This is a genomic window from Myxococcus sp. AM011 (genome assembly GCF_013372595.1).
GTDB lineage: Bacteria > Myxococcota > Myxococcia > Myxococcales > Myxococcaceae > Myxococcus > Myxococcus eversor.
The window spans coordinates 1-20545 of sequence record NZ_JABXEM010000067.1 but is presented as its reverse complement, the minus strand read 5'-3'; the positions used below and the strand labels follow the sequence as shown (position 1 = coordinate 20545).

The following is a 20545-nucleotide window of genomic DNA, read 5'->3' as shown; positions in this document are numbered from 1 at the left end:
CAAGTCTTGATGGATAGAACGTTCGAATCTGATCACGGACGTGCCGACTTTTCCAGGTCGGCCCTCAGCGCGCGCGCGGCCGATGCCCGCCAGACCTCGCGCAGTGAACGTATGCCGGGCCTCACGGGCCCCTCGCCTTCGCGGGGGAAGCGATCATCCCCCACCTGGAAGTGGGCCATCATCCCTCCGGGGTACTTGCCCGCATTGGTGACATGGGGCGAGGAATGACAATGCAGGGGCCAGTCCCCGGGATTGTTCGCCACGAAGACGACGTCCACGCGCTCCCCCGGCCCCAACGACACCGTGTCCATCAATGCGGGCTCCGACAGGGGCTGGCCGTCCTTGTGGGTGACCAGGAACTCGTGGCCATGCAGATGCATGGAGTGCATCAGCGCGCCGGCATTGATGAAACGCAGCCTCACCACGTCGCCCAGGCGCGGCTGGAAGGACTCCGTCTCCGGGTAGGAGCGACCGTTGAACGTGAAGATGTCGTAGCCCGCCATCTGCTTGGGATGACCCGGTGTCCCCAGCTCCGCGTAGTCGCGGTTCCACTCGTCGAGCAGCAGGACGATGTCCTGGTCCACGCGCGGCTCGGGAAGCCGGGGCAGGACGATGAGCGCGCCGCTCATGCCCCGGTCCAGGTGCTCGTTCGTGTTGACGTGACAGTGATACCAGTGCGTCCCCGCGGGGCGCGCGATGTAGTCATAGGTGTAGCTGCCACCAGGAGGGATGGGATTGGCCCATGCGGGCAACGCCTCGGCCTTGGCACCGCCGTGGCCCGCGTGCTCGCCCGCGCCGGGAGGATGCGGGTGCGGGGCACCGTCCATGCGGTGCGGCACCCACAGGCCATGGGAGTGGAGCGAGTGTGGGTTGGACGTCTCGTTCACCACGCGGATGCGGACCCTGTCCCCTTCCCTGGCGATCAACGTGGGGCCGGGCGTGCTGCCGCCGAAGGACCAGACCTTGTAGTACGTGCCGTCCACCAGCCGGAGCTTGCGCTCGCTCACCACCAGCTCGTATTCCCAGACGGCCTGTCCCTGCTCCAGCCTGGGCTTCACCTTCTGCAGCAGCAGGTCCACCCGCGCCGAGGGAGGAGGAAGCGTCTCCTCCAGCACCGCGTCTTCCTGCGCGTGCCCCGGTCCCCCGGGAAGCAGCAGACCCATCACTGAGACCAGCACCGCCACTGTCTCGAGGGCGCGCATGGCTCAGAGCGCCGCCATGAGCAACGCCGAATGGATGCCGGAGAAGCCGTTGCTCAGCTTCAACAGGTGGCCGCAGGAGGCGACTCGTTCGACCTGGGGCACGTAGTCCAAATCACACCCCGGACCCGGCTCCTCCAGGTTGATGGTGGGGAAGTGGCGCTGGTGGTGCAGGGACAGCGCGCTCGCGGCGACCTCCAGCGCGTTGGACGCGCCCAGCGCATGGCCCAGCATCGACTTCAGCGAGTTGACGGTGATGCGTCGGGCGCGCGGGCCGAGCACCGCCTTGACGGCGTTGGTCTCACACAAGTCATTCTGCGGCGTGGAGCTGCCATGGGCATTCACGTGGTCCACCGCCTCCGGAGCCAGGCGGGCATCGTCGAGCGCCTGATGGATGCACCTCGCGAGCGACAGCCCGTCCGGCGCGAGGTTCGTCATGTGGAACGCGTTGCTCGTGGACGCGGCGCCCACCAGCTCCGCGAGGATGCGCGCCCCCCGTGCCCGCGCCCGCTCCAGGTCCTCCAGCACGAGCATCGCGGCGCCCTCGGCCAGGACGAAGCCGTCCCGCTGCGCGTCGAAGGGCCGTGACGCCGCGGTGGGGATGTCATTGCGTCGCGACGTCGCGCCGATGACGTCGAAGGAGGCGAAGACCATGGGGGTGAGTGGAGCCTCGGCGGAGCCCGTCACGGCGATCTCCGCCACGCCGGAGCGCACCAGGTCGAACGCGGTGCAGATGGCATCGAGCGCCGCGGTGCAGCCGGTAGACACCGTGAGCACCAGCCCGTCGGCGCCACAGCGGGCTGCCAGCTCGTCCGCCACGGTATGGAAGGAGAGCTGCCGGAGGAAACCACCGGGCCCGTGTCTCTCCTCACCCCGTGTTCGAAAGACATACGCGGCCTCGGTCTCCATGGGCGCGCCCACCGCGTTGCCCACGACGACCGCCGAGCGCGCTCCCTCCAGATTCCGCAAGTCGGCGTCGCGCAGCGCCAGGTCCAACGCGAGCTCGGCCAGGAGTCCGCGACGGTCCGTGGTGCGCCGCTCGTCCTCGGGCAGCAGCGTGTCTGGAATCACGCCCGCCATGCGGGAGCGCAAGGTCTCCAGGGGAAAGCCTCCCGGCAATGACGTGAGCGCCCGCGTTCCCGAGCGGCCCGCGAGGAGCGCCTCCCAGAAGCGCTGTCGCCCCACGCCCACGGGCGACACGGGACCCACTCCGGTGACGACGACACGACGGCGGCGCGAGCTCATGGACGACGGTCTCCCGGAGAGGCGGACTCTCCGCTCAAGGTGAGGACATGCTCCGCGAGCAGCTCGATGTCCGCGCGCCCCAGCACCGAGCCCCACGGCGGCATCAACGTGGACTTGCCCACCGCGCTGCCTCCCGAGCGGATGGCGGTGATGACGCTGTCGCGAGTCAGCCCGCTCATCTCCTGCGACGAGCGATGGTTGCGGGGAGCGACGAAGAGGGAGCGCGCGTTGATGCCCCGGCCATTGCCCAGCACGCCATGGCACTGCGAGCACAGCAGGCGATACAGGTGCTCCGCCCGGCCCTTCGGCTTCGGCACCGGAGCGATGGCGACAAGAGGCAACACCTCCACGGTGGCCCGCGCCGGAGTCGCCGCCTCCTCACGAGGCCGCAGGAGGAACTGGACGATGGCGGCGAGCTGGTCCGCTCGAGCATCGGTGCGAGGCATCAACCCCTGCTGCCAGTACCCAGGCTCCGACAGGAAGGCGCCCATCCACTCGGCATCCAGCCGGGCTCCGGACGTATGCAGCTCCGGCCCCGACATGCCGCCCTGCCCCGGCGCCGCTTGATGACACCCGCCGCAAGGCAGGAGCTTGGAGAAATGAACCTGCGCGCGGATGGAGGGATTGGGCTCCACCAGCGGATGGGGATTGGGCTCGCGCTTCAGCGTGGCGAGGTACGCCGACGCCTTCCGCGCCTCCTCGGGTGACAACGGGGGGTGCGCGGGAAGCCGGGCCACGTCGACGCGGTCTCCCGCCTCGGTCGGGACGACGTAGCGATAGGGCAACCACCCCGCGGGGCGAATCCTCGCGGGCGCCGTGAGCCAGGACTCCACCCACTCCGGCCGAAGCCTCGAACCCGCGAAGGAGAGGTCCGGGCCTTCCACCTCCTCCAGAGACAGCAGGTCGTCACCGCCGGGTGGACGGGCCAGGTGACACTTCTCGCAGCGGGCCTTGAAGAGCCGCGCGCCCTCCGCCTCGCCTCCTGATGAAGGGCTCGCGGCCTGGGCACCCGCCGCCATCAGTGACACCACCAGCGCCACGACGCGCTTCACGGCGTCACCCCAGGCCGGAGAAACGCCACGGGGCGAACCCAGCCTCCGCTGCCCCGGTGGACCTTGATGGGAAAACACGCCACCCAGAAGCCGAGGGGCGGCAGCGTCTCCAGGTTGCAGAGCTTCTCCAGGACACAGAACTCCACCTCGCGACCCACGAAGTGCGCGGCCCACACGGACTCCGGGCCCAGCGTCCCCATTCGCTCGCGCATCACGTCGTAGGGCGGGTCGATGCTCCACGCATCCGTGCCGAACACCCGCACGCCCCGCTCATGCGTGAGCAGGCGCACCAGCTCCACCGACAGGCCGCGGCCCTTGTCCGAGTAACCCTCCTGCCCGAAGTACGCTCCCGCGCCCGTGTGGAAGAGGACGATGTCGCCCTCCCCCACCCGATGGTCCACGCGCCGCTCCCACGCCAGCAGCTCCTCTGGCGCCACGGGCTGTCGTTGAGGCCCCTCTTCCACGGGGATGCAGCAGCCCGGGCGGTAGAACCAGTCGAGCGGCATCTCGTCGATGGTGCGCGCGGGCCGCCCCGCCACGGTGGGCGCGTAGTGGAACGGCGCATCCATGTGGGTCCCCGAATGGGTGATGGCGGTGATGCGCTCGCTGGCCCAGGCACGGCCCCCTTCGAGACAACACGGGTCCATGCCCACGAGCTGCGCCAGGTGCGCGCCGCCGGCCTCGTGAGACAGGCGCTCAATGGCGACAGGCACCCGCTCCCCGGGATTGGGGCCGAACGGCACACCCAGGTCCACGAGCCGGGGGGCGACGTTCATGGCGCGCTCACCCGCACCGCGAGCACCGCGCCCGGGCTCTCCGGAGCCTTCACCACGTACTGCCCCGGGTTCTCGAAGCGGAAGGTGAAGCGCTCCCCCGCCTTCAGCACGCCCGAGGACAACATGCGTCCCTCGGCCGCCTCCACCACCAGCTCGTGCGTGGCGGTGGACACCGTGTGGCCCGTGTTGGGCGAGTCATACCGCCACCGGACGCTGTCGCCACTGCGGATGACCAGCTCCTTGCGGTCGAAGTACGGCGGCTCGTCGAGCACACGCACGTCCACGCTGCCCACGGAGTTCTCCGCCAGGTAGTCGATGAGCCGCTGATAGGACTCCAACGGGAAGGGACGGAAGCGACCGCTGACCTCCGCGAGCGAGCCCCGGATGCGCACCAGTCCGTCGCGCGCATCCTGTTCGCCCAGGCGCTCCGCGTCCGTCACCAGCTTCTCCTTCGCGGCGCGGCCCTCGTCGTCCGAGGGCTCCAGGCGGCGCAGCGCGTGCAGCAGCGCCAATCGCCCAGGCCGATACTCGAAGGAGGACTCCACGGAGGACTCCTGGCCGGCGCCGTCCACCGCGCGCACGGTGAGCTTGTGCGGCCCGGGGGCCAGGTCCACCAGCTCCAGGAAGCCCTGCACGGGCTTCACCGCGACGGAGTCGATGGCGTACTCGACGCGCTGCACGCCGGAGACCCGGTCGGTGATGCGCGTGGACAACATGGTGCGCCCGCCCTCGACGACACCAACGGGAGACAGCACGACGACGGTGGGCGGCGACAGGTCCAGCACGCCCAGCTTCCCCGCGTACTGCTCGGAGAACCAGAGGTTGCCCTGCTTGTCGAAGCCGAGGCCGAACGGCCGCGAGCTGCGCGCCACGGGTGGCACCGATGGCTCCTCATCGGGTCCTCCCGTGGGCAGCGGGAACGAAGTGAAGGAGCCCGTGGAGGGCCGGTAGCGCAGCGCCAGGTTTCCATCCAGCGCGAGCATCCACACGTCACCGGACGGCGACACCGCGATGCCCGCGGGACGCCTCGCCTCCGGAGGCACGTCGATGACACGAGGCTCCTTCGCTCCCGGCGCGAGGTGCCCCAGGCGTCCCTCCAGCTTCGCGAACCAGACTCCACCCTGCGCATCCACCGCCAGCCCCGCGGGGCCGCTGACGACGCCGGTGCTCTCCGCGCTCAGCTTCCACTCGCGAATCTCCTCCGTCGCGGGGTCCAGTCGGCCCACGGTGTCCGTGAAGCCCTCGGTGAACCAGACGAGCCCGCTGCGCGGGTCCACGCCGAGCCCAGCAGGGCCTGAGCTGCGATTGGGCAGCGGGTAGTCCCTCACCTTCCCCGTGCTCGGGTCCAACCGGCCAATCGCCCCGGCGAAGCGCTGGGTGAACCAGACGGAGCCCTCCGGCCCCAGGGCCACGTTGAACGGCCAGGAGTTCTTGCCCTCCAGCTTGAACTCCTGCGTCCGCCGCGTGGCGATGTCGAAGCGGATGAGCTTGTTGTCATAGCTCGCCGCGACCCAGACGCTCCCGAAGTGGGGCGTGCCCGGAGCGCCCACCGCCACGCCCACCGGGCGGCTCTCTGGACCAAAGGCAAACATCTCCAGACTGCCATTGGAGTACCGCGCCAGCTTGCCCGTCTTGGCCAGGGCCACCCAGACGGCGTCCTGGTCATCCACCGCGACGATGGCGGGGCCACTGCCTGGATGGTCCAGCGCGAACTCCTGGAAGTACGCCACGGGCGCGGCGGGAGGTGGCTTGGGCGCCGGTGCTCCGGGGCTTCGCGTCCCCGCCTCGCAGCCGAGCACTCCCACGCACAGCAACACCACCGCCCACCGCGTCGACAGCCCTTGCATCAGCTCGTTGCGACCCATGAGTTTGCCCCCGTGAGCTTTGTGTTCGCTTCGGCGTGGATGCGCTCGTGCAGCCAGTCCGCGGCGAGCGGGAGCCAGTCGTGCACGCGGCTGGTGCCCACGTGCTCCGCCTGCCAGCTCCGCATCTCCACGCGCTCGCCGCCCCACGCCAGGAAGGCGACCGCGTGCTCCGGCCCGAACAGCCGGTCCTCCTCCATGTGCATCACCAGCAGCGCGCCCTCCGGCGGCTCCAGCCCCTCCAGTCGAATCGCGGACGCCAGCGCATCCACCGCCGCGCCCTCCGGCAGGTCGAACGCCAGCGCCACCATCCTGCGCATCCGCTCCAGCCCGATGAGGGGACCGTCCAGCGTGGCGTTCGGTGACACCGCCACGCCCGCGACGAAGCGCGGGTCTCCCGCCAGTGCGCGGGCCACCATGTGCCCGCCGAAGCTCACGCCAAAGGCACCCAGTCGCCCTTGCAGCACCCCGGGCTGTCGCGCCGCCCAGTCGGCCAGCGCCGGAGCCACCTCCTCCGCCGCGTAGACTGGCGCGCGGGGGCGCAGTCCGAAGGCGGCGGGAAGGTCCGCGGCGAACACGCCCAGTCCTCGTGACAGCAGCGCGTCTCCAAAGGCATGCAGCTCCACCTCGCAGAGCGAGTCCAGGCCGTTGAACACCACCACCAGCGGCGCCGGCCCGCGCGGAGGCAGTCGCAGATAGCCACCCACGTCGCCCCGGGGCGTGGGCACTCGCACCCACTGCCCCATGGACGCATCCAGCCTCAGGGCCCGTCGGTAGGCCCCCTGCGCCAGCCGACGCAGGCGCAGCGTGGGACGCCGCCAGGGCAGTCCGGGCCCCAGCAGGTGGAGCCCGAGCGAGGCCGCATGGAATCCGCTCGCCGCCCAACGCCAGGCCTGGGCGGCGGAGCCACGACGTCCCTCCCGCGTCGCCCGCGCGGCGAGGAGGCCCAGCTCCCTGGCGGACCGCTCGAACGCGGGCGTCCACTCCGCGCCCGCGTCCATTCGTCGGCACGCCGCCTCCAGCTCCCCGAAAGGCAGCCCGGAGAAGGCCACGCGGAACAACATGAAGCGCCGCGGGTCCATGACTGGCCTACCTTCCCGCGCCCATCACCGCGCCGGGCACCGCCTTGTCACCGAGCCGCACCGTGGACACGCCCTCGATACACAGGCGCCCGAGCTTGTTCGCGAACTGCTCGGTGAACCACAGGCAGCCCTCGCTGTCGCGGGACAGGCCACCCATCCACGCGCCCTCGGAGGGAATCTTGTAGACGGACACCACCTGCTTCTTCGCCAGGTCGAAGCGGAGTATGGCGTTGTAGAAGACGGTGGACACCCAGATGGCGTTGGAGGCCCGGTCATAGTTGACCTTGAAGGGCGCGGACTGCACCGGCAGCGCGTACTCGGAGATCTTCCGAGTCTTGGGGTCGAACATGCCCAGCTTGTCGCTGCGCATCTCCGCGAACCAGATGCGGCCCTCCCCGTCTTCAATCAGTGACAGCGGCCAGCCCATGCGCGTGGGCAACTCCCACGTCTCCACGGTCCACGCGTCCTTGTCGAGCTTGCCGATGCGATTGCCTGTCTTCTGCGCGAACCAGACCTCGTTCTGCTTGTCGACGAAGACGGTGCGCGGCTCGGCCTTGGGATGGGGCATGTCCAGGAAGCGCCACTCCCCGTCGGGTGAGAAGCGCGCCAGCTTGTTCGCGTCACTCAGCGCCACCCAGACGTTGTGGTCCAGGTCCACCGCGATGCCCACCGGCAGCGCCTTGGGCACGGGGATGGTGTACTCGGTGATTTTGAAGTCGCGGATGCGGGCAATCTTGTTCGCCGCGCGCAGTGTCACCCAGACATCGTCGCCGCACGGGTCCAGGCCCAGTGACGTGGGGCCGGACTCGGGCGTGGGGGTCTTCAGCTCGTGGAGCTTGCCGTCCTTGTAGTAGCCCACCGCGCCGCCACCCGGACCTGGAGGAAAGCCAGGACTCACCCAGCCGCCGCCCATCTGGGTGAACCAGACGGTGCCCCGGCCATCCACCTCGACGATGCCCGGCACGGACTGCGGCGTGGGGACCTCCATCTCCACGATTTCGTGGCGCGCGTTGACGATGCTCGGCGTGGACGCGGGCCCGGCTGTCTCGCCCGCCAGATAGGACAGGTCCGTGCGGACGATGACGCCCACCACGTTGGTCCCCTGCTGCGCGAACCAGACGTTGCCCTTGGAGTCGAGCGCGATGCCCGCGGGTAGACCGTCCTTGCCTGGCAGGGAGAAGTATTCGAACTGGCGCTTCTTCGGGTCGAAGCGGCCCACGCGATTGGAGAACAGCTCGCTGAACCAGATGTCGCCTCGCTTGTCGGCGACGAGGAAGAAGGGCCCGCCGTGCCGGCTGTCGGTCGCGAACTCCTGGACGGTGCCGTCCTCGAGGTACAGGCCAATCTTCCCGGCGTTGCGCATGGAGAACCAGACCTGGCCCTGGCCATCCACCACGAGGCCACAGGGCTTGGACTCGGGCGTGGGCAGGCGGAGCTGCTCGAAGACGCCTGTCTTCGGGTCGTAGCGCCCCAGGGAGCTGACGTCGCGCATCGCCACCCAGACGCGGTCCTGCGGGTCCACCGCGATGCCCGTGGATTTCGTCTGCCGCGCAGGCAGTGGAATCTCCGTGACGGCGCCCGTCTTCCCGTCGATGCGGGCAATCTTGTCCGCCATGGTCTCCGTCACCCAGGCATTGCCCTGGGAGTCGAGGACGATGGCGGTGGGCCATGCGTCAGGAGTGGGCAGCGGATAGCGCACCACGGAACCATCCGGCTTGCGGCGGGTGACGCGGTTGGCGAGCCGCTCGGCCACCCACAGGTCTCCGTGCGCATCGAAGATGAGGCCCATGGGGCTGGAGCCCTCGGTGCCAGTGGTCCACTCGGTGATGGTGCCACCCTGGTCCAACCGGGCCACCTTGTTCACCGCGGGCACGTCGATGAAGTTGCGCGCGAAGCGACCACCGCTCTCGGAGAACCAGACGCGGTCCTCGCGGTCGATGGCGATGATGTGCGGCACCGCGTTCGGCGTCGGCACCGTGTACTCGAACAGCGAGAAGGCCCGGTCCGCGCTGGAACGGAGCTGGTGCAGCCGCGCCTGCGTCTTGGTGACGGCGGACTCCGCGTAGACATCGGGAGCTACCACTGACGCGGCGGCGGTGGTGATGGCGGGCTTCGCGGTGGGCGTGACGGCTCCCGACGCGGGCTCGGAGACCAGGGACAGCCGCGACGCGGGAGCGGTGCAGCCCCCCACGCCGACCAACAGGAGCACGAGCAAGTCACGGAAGCGCATGGGCCACCTCGGAGGACTGCTGCTCCATGCGACGCTTGAGCCCGAGCATCGTCTGGAGGCTGTTGTTGCGGATGAGGTCGATGAGCTGCCGCTTCGCGTCGTCGTCGCTGGAGGACGGCGCGCCCGTGGCCGCGAGGTAGCGGTGGGCCACCTCCACGTCGAACTCCGTCATGTGACGGCTGGTGATGACGGTGCCGCCCGCTTCGCTTGCCAGCTCCCAGAAGCCGTAGTGCCGGTGCAGGAAGGAAGGCGGCTCCGGCTGATAGTAGAAGATGGAGTTCCCCTGGAGGATGCGCACCGTCTTGAAGGTGTCCGTGCGCCCCCGGCTGTGGACCGTCATCAACAGGACCTGGACCTGGGGGTCCGAGTAGATGATGTCTATCTTCCGGACGTGAGGCGCCACCGCGGGCCATTCCTCCAGGTGCCAGAAGGCCGCCAGCACGGTGCTCACATCCCGGGAGATGTGCACTTCAATCTCAAACGTCTCCATGGCTCATGGACCTCGTGGGGTGAGACGGGAAAGGAGGTTGGCGTTCTGCTGCGTGAACCAGACACCGTCGGCGGTGGCGAGGATTCCCCGGGGCTTCGCTCCAGGTGTGCGCATGGGAATCAACTCGAAGGCGCGTGTGCGCGGGTCGAAGACAGCCAGGCGGTTGCCACCCACGCCCCCGAGGCCGCCTCCGTCGGTGAGCCAGATGCGGCCCTCGGAGTCCTTCGAGAGTCGCACCGGCTCCGCGTCGCTCGCGGGCACCGTGAACTCCTCCCAGCGACGGGAGCTCAAATCCAGTCGAGCAAGCTTCCCCGCGCCCCCCTCCGCCACCCAGAGCGCGTGCTCATCCACCAGGACGCCAATGGGTGAGCAGTCCGGGGTCGGCATGTCGTGGACTTCAAATGCGCGACGGCCCGGTTCGAACCGCGCCACGTAGTTGCCACTCTCCTCGGAGGCGGAGATCCACAGTCCCCCCAGTCGGTCCGCCACCAGATGCAGCGGGCTGCTTCCCTCGCGTGGCATGTCGAACAGCTCGAAGCGCGAGGTGGCCCGGTCGAAGCGGGCGATGCTGTTGGCGCCCAGCAAGGTCAGCCACACCTGGTCGCTCGGGTCGACCGCGACGCTGGAGGGCAGTGCCGCGTCGATGGGGATGGGGTACTCGTCCACATGGCCGGAGCGCGGGTCCAACCGCGCGAGCCCGTTGGTGCGGAACTGGGCAATCCAGAAGTGGCCCGCCCGGTCCATGGCCATGCCGGACGGCATGCTGGCTACGCTGGGCAGCCCGAACTCCTGGAAGCGCCCGGTGCGCCGGTCGAACGCGGCGATGCGATTGCCGTAGATCTGATTGAACCAGAGCAGCCCGCGCGCGTCCTCGATGAGCTCGTTACCGGGGCCACTGCCCGCCTGGGGCAGCGCGAAGTCACGCATCTGGAAGCGCGTCTGCGGCGCGGACGGTGGCGCGCTGGGAGTCTGTCCGGTGGGCGCTGATGGCGCGGCGGAGGGAGCCCGCGGAGGCTCCGCGCCAGGAGGTCCCTGCACGGAAGGCGGCGGTCCGTTGCCTGGTCCGGCGAAGGCGGGCCGCTGGATGGGCACCGGCACCGGATCCGGGTACTTCGCCAGCTCGTCTGGCAACAACATCCCAATCTTGTTGCCGAGCTGCTCGGTGAACCAGATGCGGCCCTTGCGGTCCACGGTGAGGCCACCGGGGCGGCTGTCCGGCGTGGGAATCTTGTACTCGAGAATCTTGCCGGTGCGCGTGTCCATCATCCCGATGGAGTTGCCGAACACCTGGGTGAACCAGAGGCGGTCCTTCGCGTCCGCGACAATCTTGAACGGCGCGGAGAACCGCGTGGGCAGCGAGTACTCGACAATCTGGTCGCCCACCACCTTGGCGACCTTGTTTCCCACCATCTCCACGAACCAGATGGTGCCGTCGCTCGTCTCGGCGATGCCGGTGGGGCGCGCGTTCTCCGTGGGAATCTTCAGCCGGACGAAGCGCTTGCGGCCTGGCTCGTAATAGCCAATTTCGTTCGCGGTGCGCGCCGTGTACCAGACGCGCTGACGACGATCGACGAAGACGGTGCGCGGCTCGGAGTCCTTGGCCGGCAGCTCCATCCGCGTGAGCTTCCCATCGGGCGTGAGGTAGCCGATGTGATTGTCATGGCGTTCGGCGAACCAGATGCGTCCCTTCTTGTCCAGGTCCACACCGAGCGCGCCGCCCTTGGGGTTGGGGAGCTGGATTTCTCGGATGCCGCCCCTCGGGTCCAACCGGCCGATGCGATTGGTGAGCCGCTCGGTGAACCAGATGATTCCCTTGTCATCCATGATGAGCGAGTCCACGCCCACGGTGCTGCCGTCCCCTCCCGGGGTGGGCGTGGCGAACTCGACGATGCGGCCCGTGTCGTCGAGCTGCCCCAGCTTGTTGTTCGCGGGGATGTTCTCGAAGCCGTAGAAGTCTCCGCCGCCCTCGGTGAACCACATGGAGTCGTCCACGCGGCTGGGGATGATCATCCGGGGCACGGCCTTCAGCGTGGGGATGACGAACTCGCGGAAGGCGGACTGGTATGCGTACTCCGGCGCGAAGTTCGTGGAGCCGTCGGCGTTCTCCACCGTGACGCTGCCGCGCATGAAGTGGTGGCGGAAGCAGAGGTAGGGGTACTCGCCAGCGCGCTTGAAGGTGTAGCTCCACTCCGCGCCCACGGCGATGTCGCCGGAGAAGAGGATGAGGGCCTCGTCGGTGATGGAGTGGACCATCTCCGGCCCGTGGTTCTTGAAGACAAGCGTGTCGCCCACGCGGGCCCGCACCGCCAAAGGCGTCATGTACGGCGGCGCATCCGAGAGGTTGATGACGTGTGTCTGGGCGCCCCATGCGCTGAACGCGAAGAGCAGCCCCACGAGCAAGGCCTGGCGCGAGCCCGGAGTGGACGCGCTCACGGTGACCCCGCGGCGACCGCGAGGTGGGAGTCCCGGGCCAGCAGCGGCTCGATGCGCGCGGCCAGCTCCGCGACGGTGTGGACGTTGCGCACGTCCGGGGCGAGGTGCGGCGGCAGGCCCAGCCGTCCGCAGACGGTGGCGGCCAGCTCCACCGTCTCGATGGAGTCGATGCCGAGTTCGTCCTGGAGGTGGGTGATAAGGCTGACGCTCCCGGGCGCGTGCCCGAGTGCGTGCAGCGAGATGAGGAGGGTCTCGGTGACGCGGGAGGTCTTCATCGGCACGGCTCCTTCACGAGTGAATCCACAGGAGGTCCACGCACTGGTGTCCCCACGAGAGGACGAGCACCGAGCGAGGAGGAGAAGGTGGCGTGAGCACCTCGCAGGCGAGCGCCGCGGCGACGCCACTGCTGGCACCCAGCGAGTCGCCCAGGGTGCGGCACGGGCTCAAGCGAGGGACGTCTTCCCCCAGCGCCCGCGCCGCCAGGGTGTGCAGGTGTTGCTCCGCCTCGCTCCACGGCTCCGCGTTGCACACCACCGCGAGCAGGGGCGGAAGGCCGCGTTGCCGGTCCAGGAAGGCCGCCAGCCGCTGCTCCAGGCCGAGCCTGGAGACGAAGCGGAAGCTGGCATGGGCCCCCAGGAAGCGGGCCCCGGAGGACTCGGGCGCGCCGCGCTGGAGCAGCAACAAGCCCGCGGCTTCCGCGAGCCAGGTGACTCGGTCCCCTTCGCCAGAGAACGCGGCCTCGACGAACGGCGTGGTGGGTGACTCGACGCCACCCGCCAGCAACGAGCCCGTCGCGCCCTGACGGAGCCGATGGAAGGCCATGCCGATGGCCTGACCTCCGGAGCAGCGGTCCGTGGTCAGCGTTTTCGCGAAGCCCCGCATGCCCAGGGAGATGGTGGCGTGTCCCTGCGCCGCCGCGGGGAACCAGGCCGTGGCGAGGTAGGGGCTGACGGCGCCCGCGCCCAGCGTGTGCAGTGCGCGGAGCTGGGGTTCCGCGAAGGACCAGCCCGCCAGCATGTTGCCGACAATCATCCCGCACGCCTCGCGCTCGGAGGGTCGCAGGGGATGGTCCTCGAGCGTCTGGGACACGGCGGCGAGCATCAGCAAGGAGAACCGGTCGACCTTCTTGGACTCTCGCGGCGAGAGGTGGGCTCTCACCGCGAGGTCCGCCGTGTCGACACAACGGTCCCGCGTGGGCTCGAAGCGCTGACCGCTTCGTACCGCCGCGAGGAGTTCCTCCAGCGTCCCCCCACGTCCGCACACCACGGCCTGGGCATGGACGAGCACGGGGTATTCGTCTTCCTGGCGCGCGGGGGCGGGAGCGTTCATGGGGGCGTGTCTGGGTTCAGCGCTGAGGGGTGAAGCGGCCCTTGGTGGACGCGCCTCCGGGGGTGGGCCCGTAGTTCGCGATGACGCGGAAGATGTAGAAGCGCGCGGGGACCTGGAGCGAGCCGTAGAAGACGCGAGCGAGCGCGGCGATGCGGGGGTCCTCGATGGGACCGTGGCGCTGGACGTAGGAGTTCTCGGCCGCCTCCAATGACTCGTATTCGCCGTAGTTGATGGACATGCGCGAGGCCTCCACCGCGCGAGGCGAGTACGGCGTCTGCACCTCCGGAGAGGGCGCGGTGGTCTCCACGAGCAGGTCGTCGCCGAAGTAGCCCGCCGGCTTGCGACCGCGCGTGACGACCTTCACGTCGTAGAGGGCCTTGCGGTACTGCTCCCAGTACTGGGGGAACGGGACGAACAAGCCCAGATGGGCCACGTGGTTCGTCTTGCCGACGCCGAACTCGGTCCCCTTGGGTTTGTTGGTGATGGCCCCCGGAGTGAAGGCTTCGGTCAGCGATGCGATGTGCACTTCCGGCGCGCGGCGGACGTAGGGCGCCACGGCGGCGAGGCGCGCCTGGAGCGTCTTGTCTGAGCCCACCGCGGTGCTGAACCGGGCATACGTGAGGTACTTGAGGGCCAGCGGGTCCAGGCTGTCCAGCACGCGCTCGTTGATGAAACCGGGCTCCTTCAGATAGGCGTCGCGGGTGGTCTCCAGCGCCTTGACGAACTGTTGCTTCGCCTCGGGTGCGACGTCGTAGACGATGACCTGGGCAACGGGCTGCGCGGAGGCCTGGGCGCACACGAGGAGCACCCCGGCCAGGGTGAACAGGGGAATCAGCTTTCGCATGTGAGGGATTCCTTGCGGTTCGTGGTCAGGAGACTGCGTCAGCGCGCCATGTAGTTCTCGACGACGACGCCAGTGGCGATCCCCGTCGTGGCGGCGCCGGTGCGTTGGATGCGCGTGGACTTCAGGGTGGCGGGCAGCTCGTAGTACTCGGTGTACGCGACGTGCCCGGAGCCATCCGCCAGGGCGATGAGGGCGGTGCCAGACATTCCAGGCCGGGCGAGGATGGTCTTGCGAATCTCCTCGACGGGCGTGGCGGTCGCGAAGAACTCCACGCTGGCCGTCTGCCCGACGTAGCCAATCTTGAAGAAGTTGAGCGAGGCGATGTGCTGCTGAAACACCTTCGCCTCGTCCTTGTAGGGCATGGCGGAGAGGAACGTAGGCGCCGCGGACTTGGTGCCAGCGCCCTTGACGCGATTACGCTCCCAGGCCCAGTCACTGAGGACTACATCCACGAGTCGCCCTTGCAGACGTGCCGGAGTGGCGCTGGCGACACGGTCCGTCGCGGGCTGTCGCTGACGGGTCATGACAGTGGCCAGCTCGCCGTCGAAGTAGCGGCTGAGGATGATGTACTGCGGGTCCGCGTCGCGGGTGGCGGGGAGGACTTCGACGACCTTCTCGCTGCCGAAGCCCGTGGCCACCCTGTCATAGGGGCCCGAGCGCAGCGAGCTGGTGAGGAAGGCGCCCTCGGTGCCTTTCTTCACGGTGTAGATGTCGATGGCGAAGTAGCTGGCGCGTGCGGCGGCTTCCATCTCGTAAACGGGCTCATCCGCGTGTGCCAGGGGCATGCACAGCACGGTGGCCAGGCCAAGCAGCGCCTGAATCCAGGCAGGACTGCGGTGGTTCTTCATGGGGGTCCCTCCGTTCGGAATGGGGACTGCGATGGGCTGGCGAGCTGTGTGTGCTGCCCACTGCTGAGCAATCCCGGGACCAACTCCTGTCACCGCGCTTCCACGTGCGTTTCCAGGGAGTTGGCTTCACCGACGGAGGCCAGAGCGGCCCGCCAGGTCGGATGTTTTTCTCCGAGGGGTTTCACGGCCCGGCCAGATGCAGTGGGCGGCTGCCGCGAAACTCACTGGAGTGACCCGGCTCTCGCGCCTGCCGAGGAGCTAGGATGTTTTTGGCCTGGCACCGGAGAGCTGACTACGCATGTCGGACAAGGTTGTGCAGCGAACTGCACACGGACGCAGCCTCCGCGTGAATGAGCGCGGCGCATCCCATGGAAACTCCTGAAGGCAGCGAATGGGTCCATCGCTTGCACCGGCGCGCTCACATGAAGATCTTCACGTCCCGACACCTGTTCAAGTGGCCCCTGCTGTTCTCGCTGCTGTTCCTCACACCGGGCCTCGCGATTGCGGCCATCGAAGAGGCTCCCTTGGAGGCCCTCCCAGGCACACAACCGCGGAGGGCCCTGCACTTGATGGACCCCGCACCCGCGGCAGCCGAGCCCGAGGAGGTCAAGTCGGAGGCGCTCGCGGCACTCCACACGAGCGCACGCATCGCGGCGGAACTCGGAGCCATGTCGTTGACAGCCTTGACCATGGGCCTCACGGGCGTCTTGGTCGGAGCCGTGTACTGTGACGCCAATAACAACAGGCCCAGCAGAGTCCCCTCCTCGGGCGTACTGGGTTCCTGCACAAGCGAAAGGGTGTATGGCTTCCTGGTGGGCGCCGCGGTGGGCGCTCCCATCGGCGTCATGTGGGGGGCGCGCATCCTGGGAGGAAAAGGGACGTGGACCGGAACACTCCTGGGCGCCGGCGCGGGGGCGGGAGCAGGAACCGTGACGGCGCTGCTTCTCAGAGACGTCAAACCCGGCGATGCGGCTGTCCCTTTGGGTGCCCTGGTGGGCTCGCTCATCGGCTCCGTCGTGGGCTACGAACTGTCTCACTCCGCCAACAGCGCGCGTCCAGAGCCAACGGAGAGCCGCGTGCTGCCTTCGGTGGCGGTGTCTCAGGGAGGAATGATGCTGGGCTTGAGCGGAGGCTTCTGAGCGACTCCCGAGTCCTCGTGTAAACGCACGCGGCCCGAGCCCCCTCGCGGGACTCGGGCCGTCGTTCAGGGAGAAGCCGCGTTAGAGCGCGGTGGCCCAGCGCGTGTCGTGGTCGCTCCAGAAGCGGTGAAGGTAATTGCCGGCCTGCTGGACGAGGACCGCCTCCGTCCCGTCATCGAGGATGGCCGTCACGGTGATGCCGTTCATGTTCCAGTTGTCGCCCGTGGCGAAGGGGTCAGGCTGGCCGGAGGTGAACTGGATGCTGAACTCCTCGACGTTGGCGAGCAGCACGCCCGTGGGCGTCGTCATCGTCACGGTGTGCGTGGACCCGTTGCCCCAGTTCGCGCCGTTGTTCAGGTTGATGCTGGTCGTGAGCAGGTTGCCGGACAGCCCCACGTACTTGAGCGAGGCCACCGCATGGCTGGCATTGCGCAGGTCGTCTCCGCCCGTGACGACGGTGATGCGCAGCTTGGTGATGACACGCATTCCGTCCTCGGCATGCGCCATGCCGGGCAGCAGGAACAGCACGACGGCGGCCAGCAGCGCCGTCAGGGTCGAAACAAAGCGGGGCGTCATCGCACTCGGAACAAGGGCAGCGTTCATCGTCGTCTCCTCTAGGGGTGGGTCGAGCTCGTGGGCATGGCGCGGCCAGCGGGGCCGCTTCGCTCACGAAGCGAAGCCAAGGTGCCGCGAAGCCAGGAGGCTGCCCACTGCCAGATTTCTTGCCCTGCCCCGGATGACAGCGAAGTGGAACCCTCCGCGCCCATGGGAAGACTCGCGACACTGCTCCTCGGGTTGCTCTGGAGCACACCGCTCCTCGCCGCTCCCGCCGAGGACTTCGGCTCACGGCCCGAGGCGCTGCGCATCCAGGTGGTGACCTTCGGTCCCGGCCCGCACGTCCAGGAGCGCTTCGGGCATACCGCCATCTGGGTGGAGGACACGCGGCTGGGCACCTCCGTGCTCTACAGCTATGGCGTGACGTCCTACGGCCCCGGCTCCGGGGTGCGCTACCTCCTGGAGAGACCCAGGTACTGGGCCGCCCGGCTCTCGGTGGAGCATTCCTTCTTTCTTTATCGCGCACGAGGCCGCTCCATCCTCCTCCAGGAGCTGGACCTGCCCGTGGAGCAGCGACGCCGCCTCTTCGCGCGCCTCGAACGGGACGTGAATCCCGCCACGCGCGAATACGCGTATGACCCGCTGCGGAGCAACTGCGCGACTCGCCTGCGGGATGCACTCGACGAAGCCCTGGGCGGAGCATTGAGTGCCCAGCTCGCGGGCCGTGCTTCACTGACCTGGCGCGAGCACCTCCGCCGCTACACCCGCGAGGTTCCCCTGTTCCAGTGGGCGCTGATGCTCTGGACGAACGACACGGTGGACGCCCCGATGACCCGGTGGGAGGAGGCCGCCTTTCCCGTGGAGCTGGCCCAGGCGCTCGCGGAGGGCTCCTTCACGGACGAGCACGGCACCTCGACTCCTCTCGTGAAAAGCAGTCGCGACGAGCACCTGACCACCACCCGCCCTCCCCCGCTGGCGCTGGGTCCTTCCTCGCTGACGCGCGGGCTCCTCGCCCTCTTCACCGCGGGAACGCTGCTCCTGCTCGCGGTGCCCCGCGCGGCCACGCACCGCCGCGCCTTCCGCATCGCCTTCGGGCTCTACCACGCGCTCGTCGGCGCGACGCTCGGGTCGGCGGGCGCCATCGGCTTCGTCCTGATGGTCGGCTCCGTCCACCCCTACTTCGGCTTCAACGAGAACCAGTGGATGGCCCATCCCCTGTCATTCGCGCTGCTTCCCCTCGGCCTGGGCATCGCTTCCGGGAACGAGCGCTCCGAGCGACGGGCACGTCACTATGTCGGAGTGCTCGCCCTCGGCTCCCTGCTGGCGGTGGTGCTCAAGCTGTCGCCCACGTTCCAGCAGGACACCCGCGAGCCGATGTCCGTCCTGCTCGTCGCGAACCTCGGCCTGGCGCTCGTCCATGTGAAGCGGTGGCGTGTCACCCTCCCGCGAGGAGCATCACCTCGACCCGAGCCCCACCTTCCGGGAGATTCGACGCACGCAGCGTCCCTCCACTCGCCTCGATGAGCCCGCCCACCAGCCGCATCCCCAGGCCCGAGCCCTCCGACTTCGTCGTGCCTCCTGTCGGCCGAGCCCCGTCCAACAGCCCCGCCCGGAAGCCCGGCCCATCGTCACTCACCCGCAGCAGGATGTTCCGCGTGCCGCCCTCCGGCTCCACGCTCACCTGGACGATGCCCGCGCCTCGCTGCCCATCTCCTTCACACGCATTGACGAGCAGGTTCGTCACCACGTGCAAAAGCCCCCGCTCGCCGCCGACCACCCAGACGCGCGGCCCCTGCCCCGCGGGTGCCCCGGGCCCGAGCAGGATTCGCACATGCGAGTACCGCGTCTGCACCACCGCCGCCGCGTTCCTCAAGGTGGTGGAGACCTCGACGGGGGTCGCCTCGTCAATCATCGCCAGTTCGCCCAGGGCGCGTGACTTCACGCTCTCCACGAACTCCCACAGCTCCCGCAGGTCGGACGCCAGGCCCTGCATGTGCCGGGAGCACGAGGCGCCGCCCGGGTCTCTCAGGAGCAGGTCCGCGCGAAGCCTCGCCGCCGACAGGAGCGTCCTCGCGTCGTGGTGCTCCCGCAGGATGACGCTCAGGTTCGTCCGCGCCCGCCGGATGCGCACCCCCTCCGCGCCGGACTTGAGGACCATCCGCCGCGCCACGCCACAGGCAATCGCGGCCACGCTGCCCGCGCTGCCGACGAAGATGACGAGCAGCGCGACTTCGGACAGGCCATAGGTCACATGGCTGGCGTTGAACCGGAAGTCGAGGACGACGAGCCCGCCCAACAGCAACAGATTCGCTCCCGTGCCCAACCAGGCCACACGCGGTGACAATCGCAACGCGGTGATGAACACGACGGCGATGACGGCGGAGGGGTCCGGCATCCGCAGCAGCCCCGTGTAGCTGGGACCGTGCCACAACAGCGTGGACAGGAGCGTGCCCTGCGCGACGACGGCGTCCAGGAGCGCGGAGGCCACGAGCATCCGGGGACCGAACAGCCTGCGCCTTCCCGCCCAGAGCGCGGCGACCGACAGCGTCATGCCGGTCAGCAACAACGCCAGCTCCAGCACCGCGGCCGGAAGACCTCCCTCCGCGGCCACGCCCCCCAGCGCCAGGAAGCGCGCCAGGACGAGCGCGCAGAAGATGATGCGCACCGCGCTCACCAGCACCTCGCCCTCGTTGGACGCGTCGGTGAGGACCTTGCGTGTTATGCTTTCCTGTATGGCCATGGTCCAACACCTCCTGCTGATAGAGGACTCGGTCAGCCTGGCGCGCGTGCTCGAAGACGTCCTGCAATCCCGCGCTGAACGAATCACTCACGTCACCACCCTCGCCGCCGCGCGCGCGGTGCTTCGCACCCAACCTCCCGACGCGGTGCTCCTGGACGTCAGCCTGCCGGACGGCACCAGCGACTCACTCCTGGACGACCTGCTCGCGGTGGAGCCCCTGCCGTATGTCATTGCCATCAGCGGCAGCGCGACGGCCGAGCAGGCCTTCCGACTGGCCGCCAGCGGCGTGCGCGCCTTCGTCCCCAAGCCGCTGGACCTCGCGCGGCTGGAAGCCGTGTGGACCCAGACGCTGGCGCGCCCTCCCGAGCTCGGCCCCGCGTTGAGGGCGAGCGCCGGCAAGGTGCCGCTGCATCACTTCGAGAGCCTGGTCCGGGACACCCTCGTGGACGAGGCCCTCGCAAAATCCGGTGGCAGCGTGCGCGGCGCCGCGAAGCTGCTCCAGATCTCCCGCCAACTCCTCCAACACATCCTCAACGCCCGGGACTGACCTTCTTCCCCCTCGCCCTGGGACAAACGGCGCCCGCCCACAATCTTCAAGCGGCGTACCAGAAGGGCACGGCCCGCCCCCGCCCGAGACCGCGTCTCAAGCGTGGCCCCCAAGGCAACCTCGCGGCGCCTCCCGTTGCCTCGCGAGCCACGGCCCCCCCGCTCGATTCTTCCC

The 20545-nt window shown here is 69.0% G+C and carries 18 protein-coding genes; 3 read left to right on the top strand and 15 right to left on the bottom strand.

Annotation, left to right across the window (positions count from 1 at the left end):
• Positions 1 to 32 precede the first annotated feature (32 nt).
• From HUW62_RS16250 to HUW62_RS16190, 13 genes are read right to left on the bottom strand one after another with little or no spacing between them, the layout of a single operon-like run.
• The gene (locus HUW62_RS16250; RefSeq protein ID WP_176434981.1) at positions 33 to 1202 is read right to left on the bottom strand and encodes a multicopper oxidase family protein; all 1170 of its coding nucleotides are present in this window, start codon (positions 1200 to 1202) and stop codon (positions 33 to 35) included.
• A 3-nt stretch (positions 1203 to 1205) separates the two neighbouring features.
• On the bottom strand, positions 1206 to 2444 hold the full coding sequence (locus HUW62_RS16245) for a beta-ketoacyl synthase (RefSeq protein WP_176434980.1): 1239 nt from the start codon (positions 2442 to 2444) through the stop codon (positions 1206 to 1208).
• Entirely contained in the window at positions 2441 to 3496 is a 1056-nt protein-coding gene (locus HUW62_RS16240; protein ID WP_176434979.1) for a c-type cytochrome, read from the bottom strand. The genes HUW62_RS16245 and HUW62_RS16240 overlap by 4 nt, the downstream gene beginning before the upstream one ends.
• Positions 3493 to 4272: a cyclase family protein gene (locus HUW62_RS16235; RefSeq protein ID WP_176434978.1), complete on the bottom strand. Its 780-nt coding sequence runs from the start codon at positions 4270 to 4272 to the stop codon at positions 3493 to 3495. Before HUW62_RS16235 ends, HUW62_RS16240 begins: the two co-directional genes overlap by 4 nt.
• Positions 4269 to 6137, bottom strand: a complete 1869-nt coding sequence (locus HUW62_RS16230; RefSeq protein WP_176434977.1) for a hypothetical protein — start codon at positions 6135 to 6137, stop codon at positions 4269 to 4271. Before HUW62_RS16230 ends, HUW62_RS16235 begins: the two co-directional genes overlap by 4 nt.
• Positions 6119 to 7216: a S9 family peptidase gene (locus HUW62_RS49675; RefSeq protein WP_163865753.1), complete on the bottom strand. Its 1098-nt coding sequence runs from the start codon at positions 7214 to 7216 to the stop codon at positions 6119 to 6121. Before HUW62_RS49675 ends, HUW62_RS16230 begins: the two co-directional genes overlap by 19 nt.
• Positions 7217 to 7223: 7 nt before the next feature.
• A complete protein-coding gene (locus HUW62_RS16220; RefSeq protein WP_163865754.1) occupies positions 7224 to 9446 on the bottom strand; it encodes an SMP-30/gluconolactonase/LRE family protein in 2223 nt (740 codons plus the stop codon).
• Positions 9433 to 9936 carry a hypothetical protein gene (locus HUW62_RS16215; RefSeq protein WP_163865755.1) on the bottom strand — a complete coding sequence of 168 codons (504 nt, stop codon included), beginning with the start codon at positions 9934 to 9936 and terminating at the stop codon, positions 9433 to 9435. The genes HUW62_RS16220 and HUW62_RS16215 overlap by 14 nt, the downstream gene beginning before the upstream one ends.
• Before the next feature lie 3 nt (positions 9937 to 9939).
• The gene (locus HUW62_RS16210; RefSeq protein WP_163865756.1) at positions 9940 to 12369 is read right to left on the bottom strand and encodes a hypothetical protein; all 2430 of its coding nucleotides are present in this window, start codon (positions 12367 to 12369) and stop codon (positions 9940 to 9942) included.
• Positions 12366 to 12644: an acyl carrier protein gene (locus HUW62_RS16205; RefSeq protein ID WP_163865757.1), complete on the bottom strand. Its 279-nt coding sequence runs from the start codon at positions 12642 to 12644 to the stop codon at positions 12366 to 12368. Before HUW62_RS16205 ends, HUW62_RS16210 begins: the two co-directional genes overlap by 4 nt.
• 13 nt (positions 12645 to 12657) lie before the next feature.
• Positions 12658 to 13698: a beta-ketoacyl synthase N-terminal-like domain-containing protein gene (locus tag HUW62_RS16200; RefSeq protein WP_163865758.1), complete on the bottom strand. Its 1041-nt coding sequence runs from the start codon at positions 13696 to 13698 to the stop codon at positions 12658 to 12660.
• A 16-nt stretch (positions 13699 to 13714) separates the two neighbouring features.
• The gene (locus HUW62_RS16195) at positions 13715 to 14542 is read right to left on the bottom strand and encodes a hypothetical protein (RefSeq protein WP_163865759.1); all 828 of its coding nucleotides are present in this window, start codon (positions 14540 to 14542) and stop codon (positions 13715 to 13717) included.
• Between the two features lie 38 nt (positions 14543 to 14580).
• The gene (locus HUW62_RS16190; RefSeq protein ID WP_176434976.1) at positions 14581 to 15390 is read right to left on the bottom strand and encodes a hypothetical protein; all 810 of its coding nucleotides are present in this window, start codon (positions 15388 to 15390) and stop codon (positions 14581 to 14583) included.
• 797 nt (positions 15391 to 16187) lie between these two features.
• Between HUW62_RS16190 and HUW62_RS16185 the strand changes: the two genes are divergently transcribed.
• Entirely contained in the window at positions 16188 to 16529 is a 342-nt protein-coding gene (locus tag HUW62_RS16185) for a hypothetical protein (RefSeq protein WP_176434975.1), read from the top strand.
• 81 nt (positions 16530 to 16610) lie between these two features.
• Here the strand turns inward: HUW62_RS16185 and HUW62_RS16180 are convergent, their stop codons facing one another.
• Positions 16611 to 17132, bottom strand: a complete 522-nt coding sequence (locus tag HUW62_RS16180) for a hypothetical protein (protein WP_176434974.1) — start codon at positions 17130 to 17132, stop codon at positions 16611 to 16613.
• Between the two features lie 162 nt (positions 17133 to 17294).
• On the opposite strand from HUW62_RS16180, the gene HUW62_RS16175 reads away from it, so the two are divergent.
• Positions 17295 to 18608: a DUF4105 domain-containing protein gene (locus HUW62_RS16175; RefSeq protein WP_176434973.1), complete on the top strand. Its 1314-nt coding sequence runs from the start codon at positions 17295 to 17297 to the stop codon at positions 18606 to 18608.
• On the opposite strand, the gene HUW62_RS16170 is transcribed toward HUW62_RS16175, so the two are convergent.
• Positions 18520 to 19824: a sensor histidine kinase KdpD gene (locus HUW62_RS16170; protein WP_176434972.1), complete on the bottom strand. Its 1305-nt coding sequence runs from the start codon at positions 19822 to 19824 to the stop codon at positions 18520 to 18522. The genes HUW62_RS16175 and HUW62_RS16170 overlap by 89 nt on opposite strands.
• Here HUW62_RS16170 and HUW62_RS16165 point away from each other — a divergent pair.
• Positions 19817 to 20371, top strand: coding sequence for a response regulator (locus HUW62_RS16165; RefSeq protein WP_176434971.1), 555 nt, complete (start codon positions 19817 to 19819; stop codon positions 20369 to 20371). The two genes, HUW62_RS16170 and HUW62_RS16165, sit on opposite strands and share 8 nt — an antisense overlap.
• Positions 20372 to 20545: the final 174 nt, after the last annotated feature.

Coding starts and splice junctions, on each gene's coding strand:
- HUW62_RS16250 (WP_176434981.1), bottom strand. CDS start 1,202: ATGCGCGCCCTCGAGACAGTGGCGGTGCTGGTCTCAGTGATGGGTCTG.
- HUW62_RS16245 (WP_176434980.1), bottom strand. CDS start 2,444: ATGAGCTCGCGCCGCCGTCGTGTCGTCGTCACCGGAGTGGGTCCCGTG.
- HUW62_RS16235 (WP_176434978.1), bottom strand. CDS start 4,272: ATGAACGTCGCCCCCCGGCTCGTGGACCTGGGTGTGCCGTTCGGCCCC.
- HUW62_RS16230 (WP_176434977.1), bottom strand. CDS start 6,137: ATGGGTCGCAACGAGCTGATGCAAGGGCTGTCGACGCGGTGGGCGGTG.
- HUW62_RS49675 (WP_163865753.1), bottom strand. CDS start 7,216: ATGGACCCGCGGCGCTTCATGTTGTTCCGCGTGGCCTTCTCCGGGCTG.
- HUW62_RS16220 (WP_163865754.1), bottom strand. CDS start 9,446: ATGCGCTTCCGTGACTTGCTCGTGCTCCTGTTGGTCGGCGTGGGGGGC.
- HUW62_RS16215 (WP_163865755.1), bottom strand. CDS start 9,936: ATGGAGACGTTTGAGATTGAAGTGCACATCTCCCGGGATGTGAGCACC.
- HUW62_RS16205 (WP_163865757.1), bottom strand. CDS start 12,644: ATGAAGACCTCCCGCGTCACCGAGACCCTCCTCATCTCGCTGCACGCA.
- HUW62_RS16200 (WP_163865758.1), bottom strand. CDS start 13,698: ATGAACGCTCCCGCCCCCGCGCGCCAGGAAGACGAATACCCCGTGCTC.
- HUW62_RS16195 (WP_163865759.1), bottom strand. CDS start 14,542: ATGCGAAAGCTGATTCCCCTGTTCACCCTGGCCGGGGTGCTCCTCGTG.
- HUW62_RS16190 (WP_176434976.1), bottom strand. CDS start 15,390: ATGAAGAACCACCGCAGTCCTGCCTGGATTCAGGCGCTGCTTGGCCTG.
- HUW62_RS16180 (WP_176434974.1), bottom strand. CDS start 17,132: ATGAACGCTGCCCTTGTTCCGAGTGCGATGACGCCCCGCTTTGTTTCG.
- HUW62_RS16175 (WP_176434973.1), top strand. CDS start 17,295: ATGGGAAGACTCGCGACACTGCTCCTCGGGTTGCTCTGGAGCACACCG.
- HUW62_RS16165 (WP_176434971.1), top strand. CDS start 19,817: ATGGCCATGGTCCAACACCTCCTGCTGATAGAGGACTCGGTCAGCCTG.
- HUW62_RS16170 (WP_176434972.1), bottom strand. CDS start 19,824: ATGGCCATACAGGAAAGCATAACACGCAAGGTCCTCACCGACGCGTCC.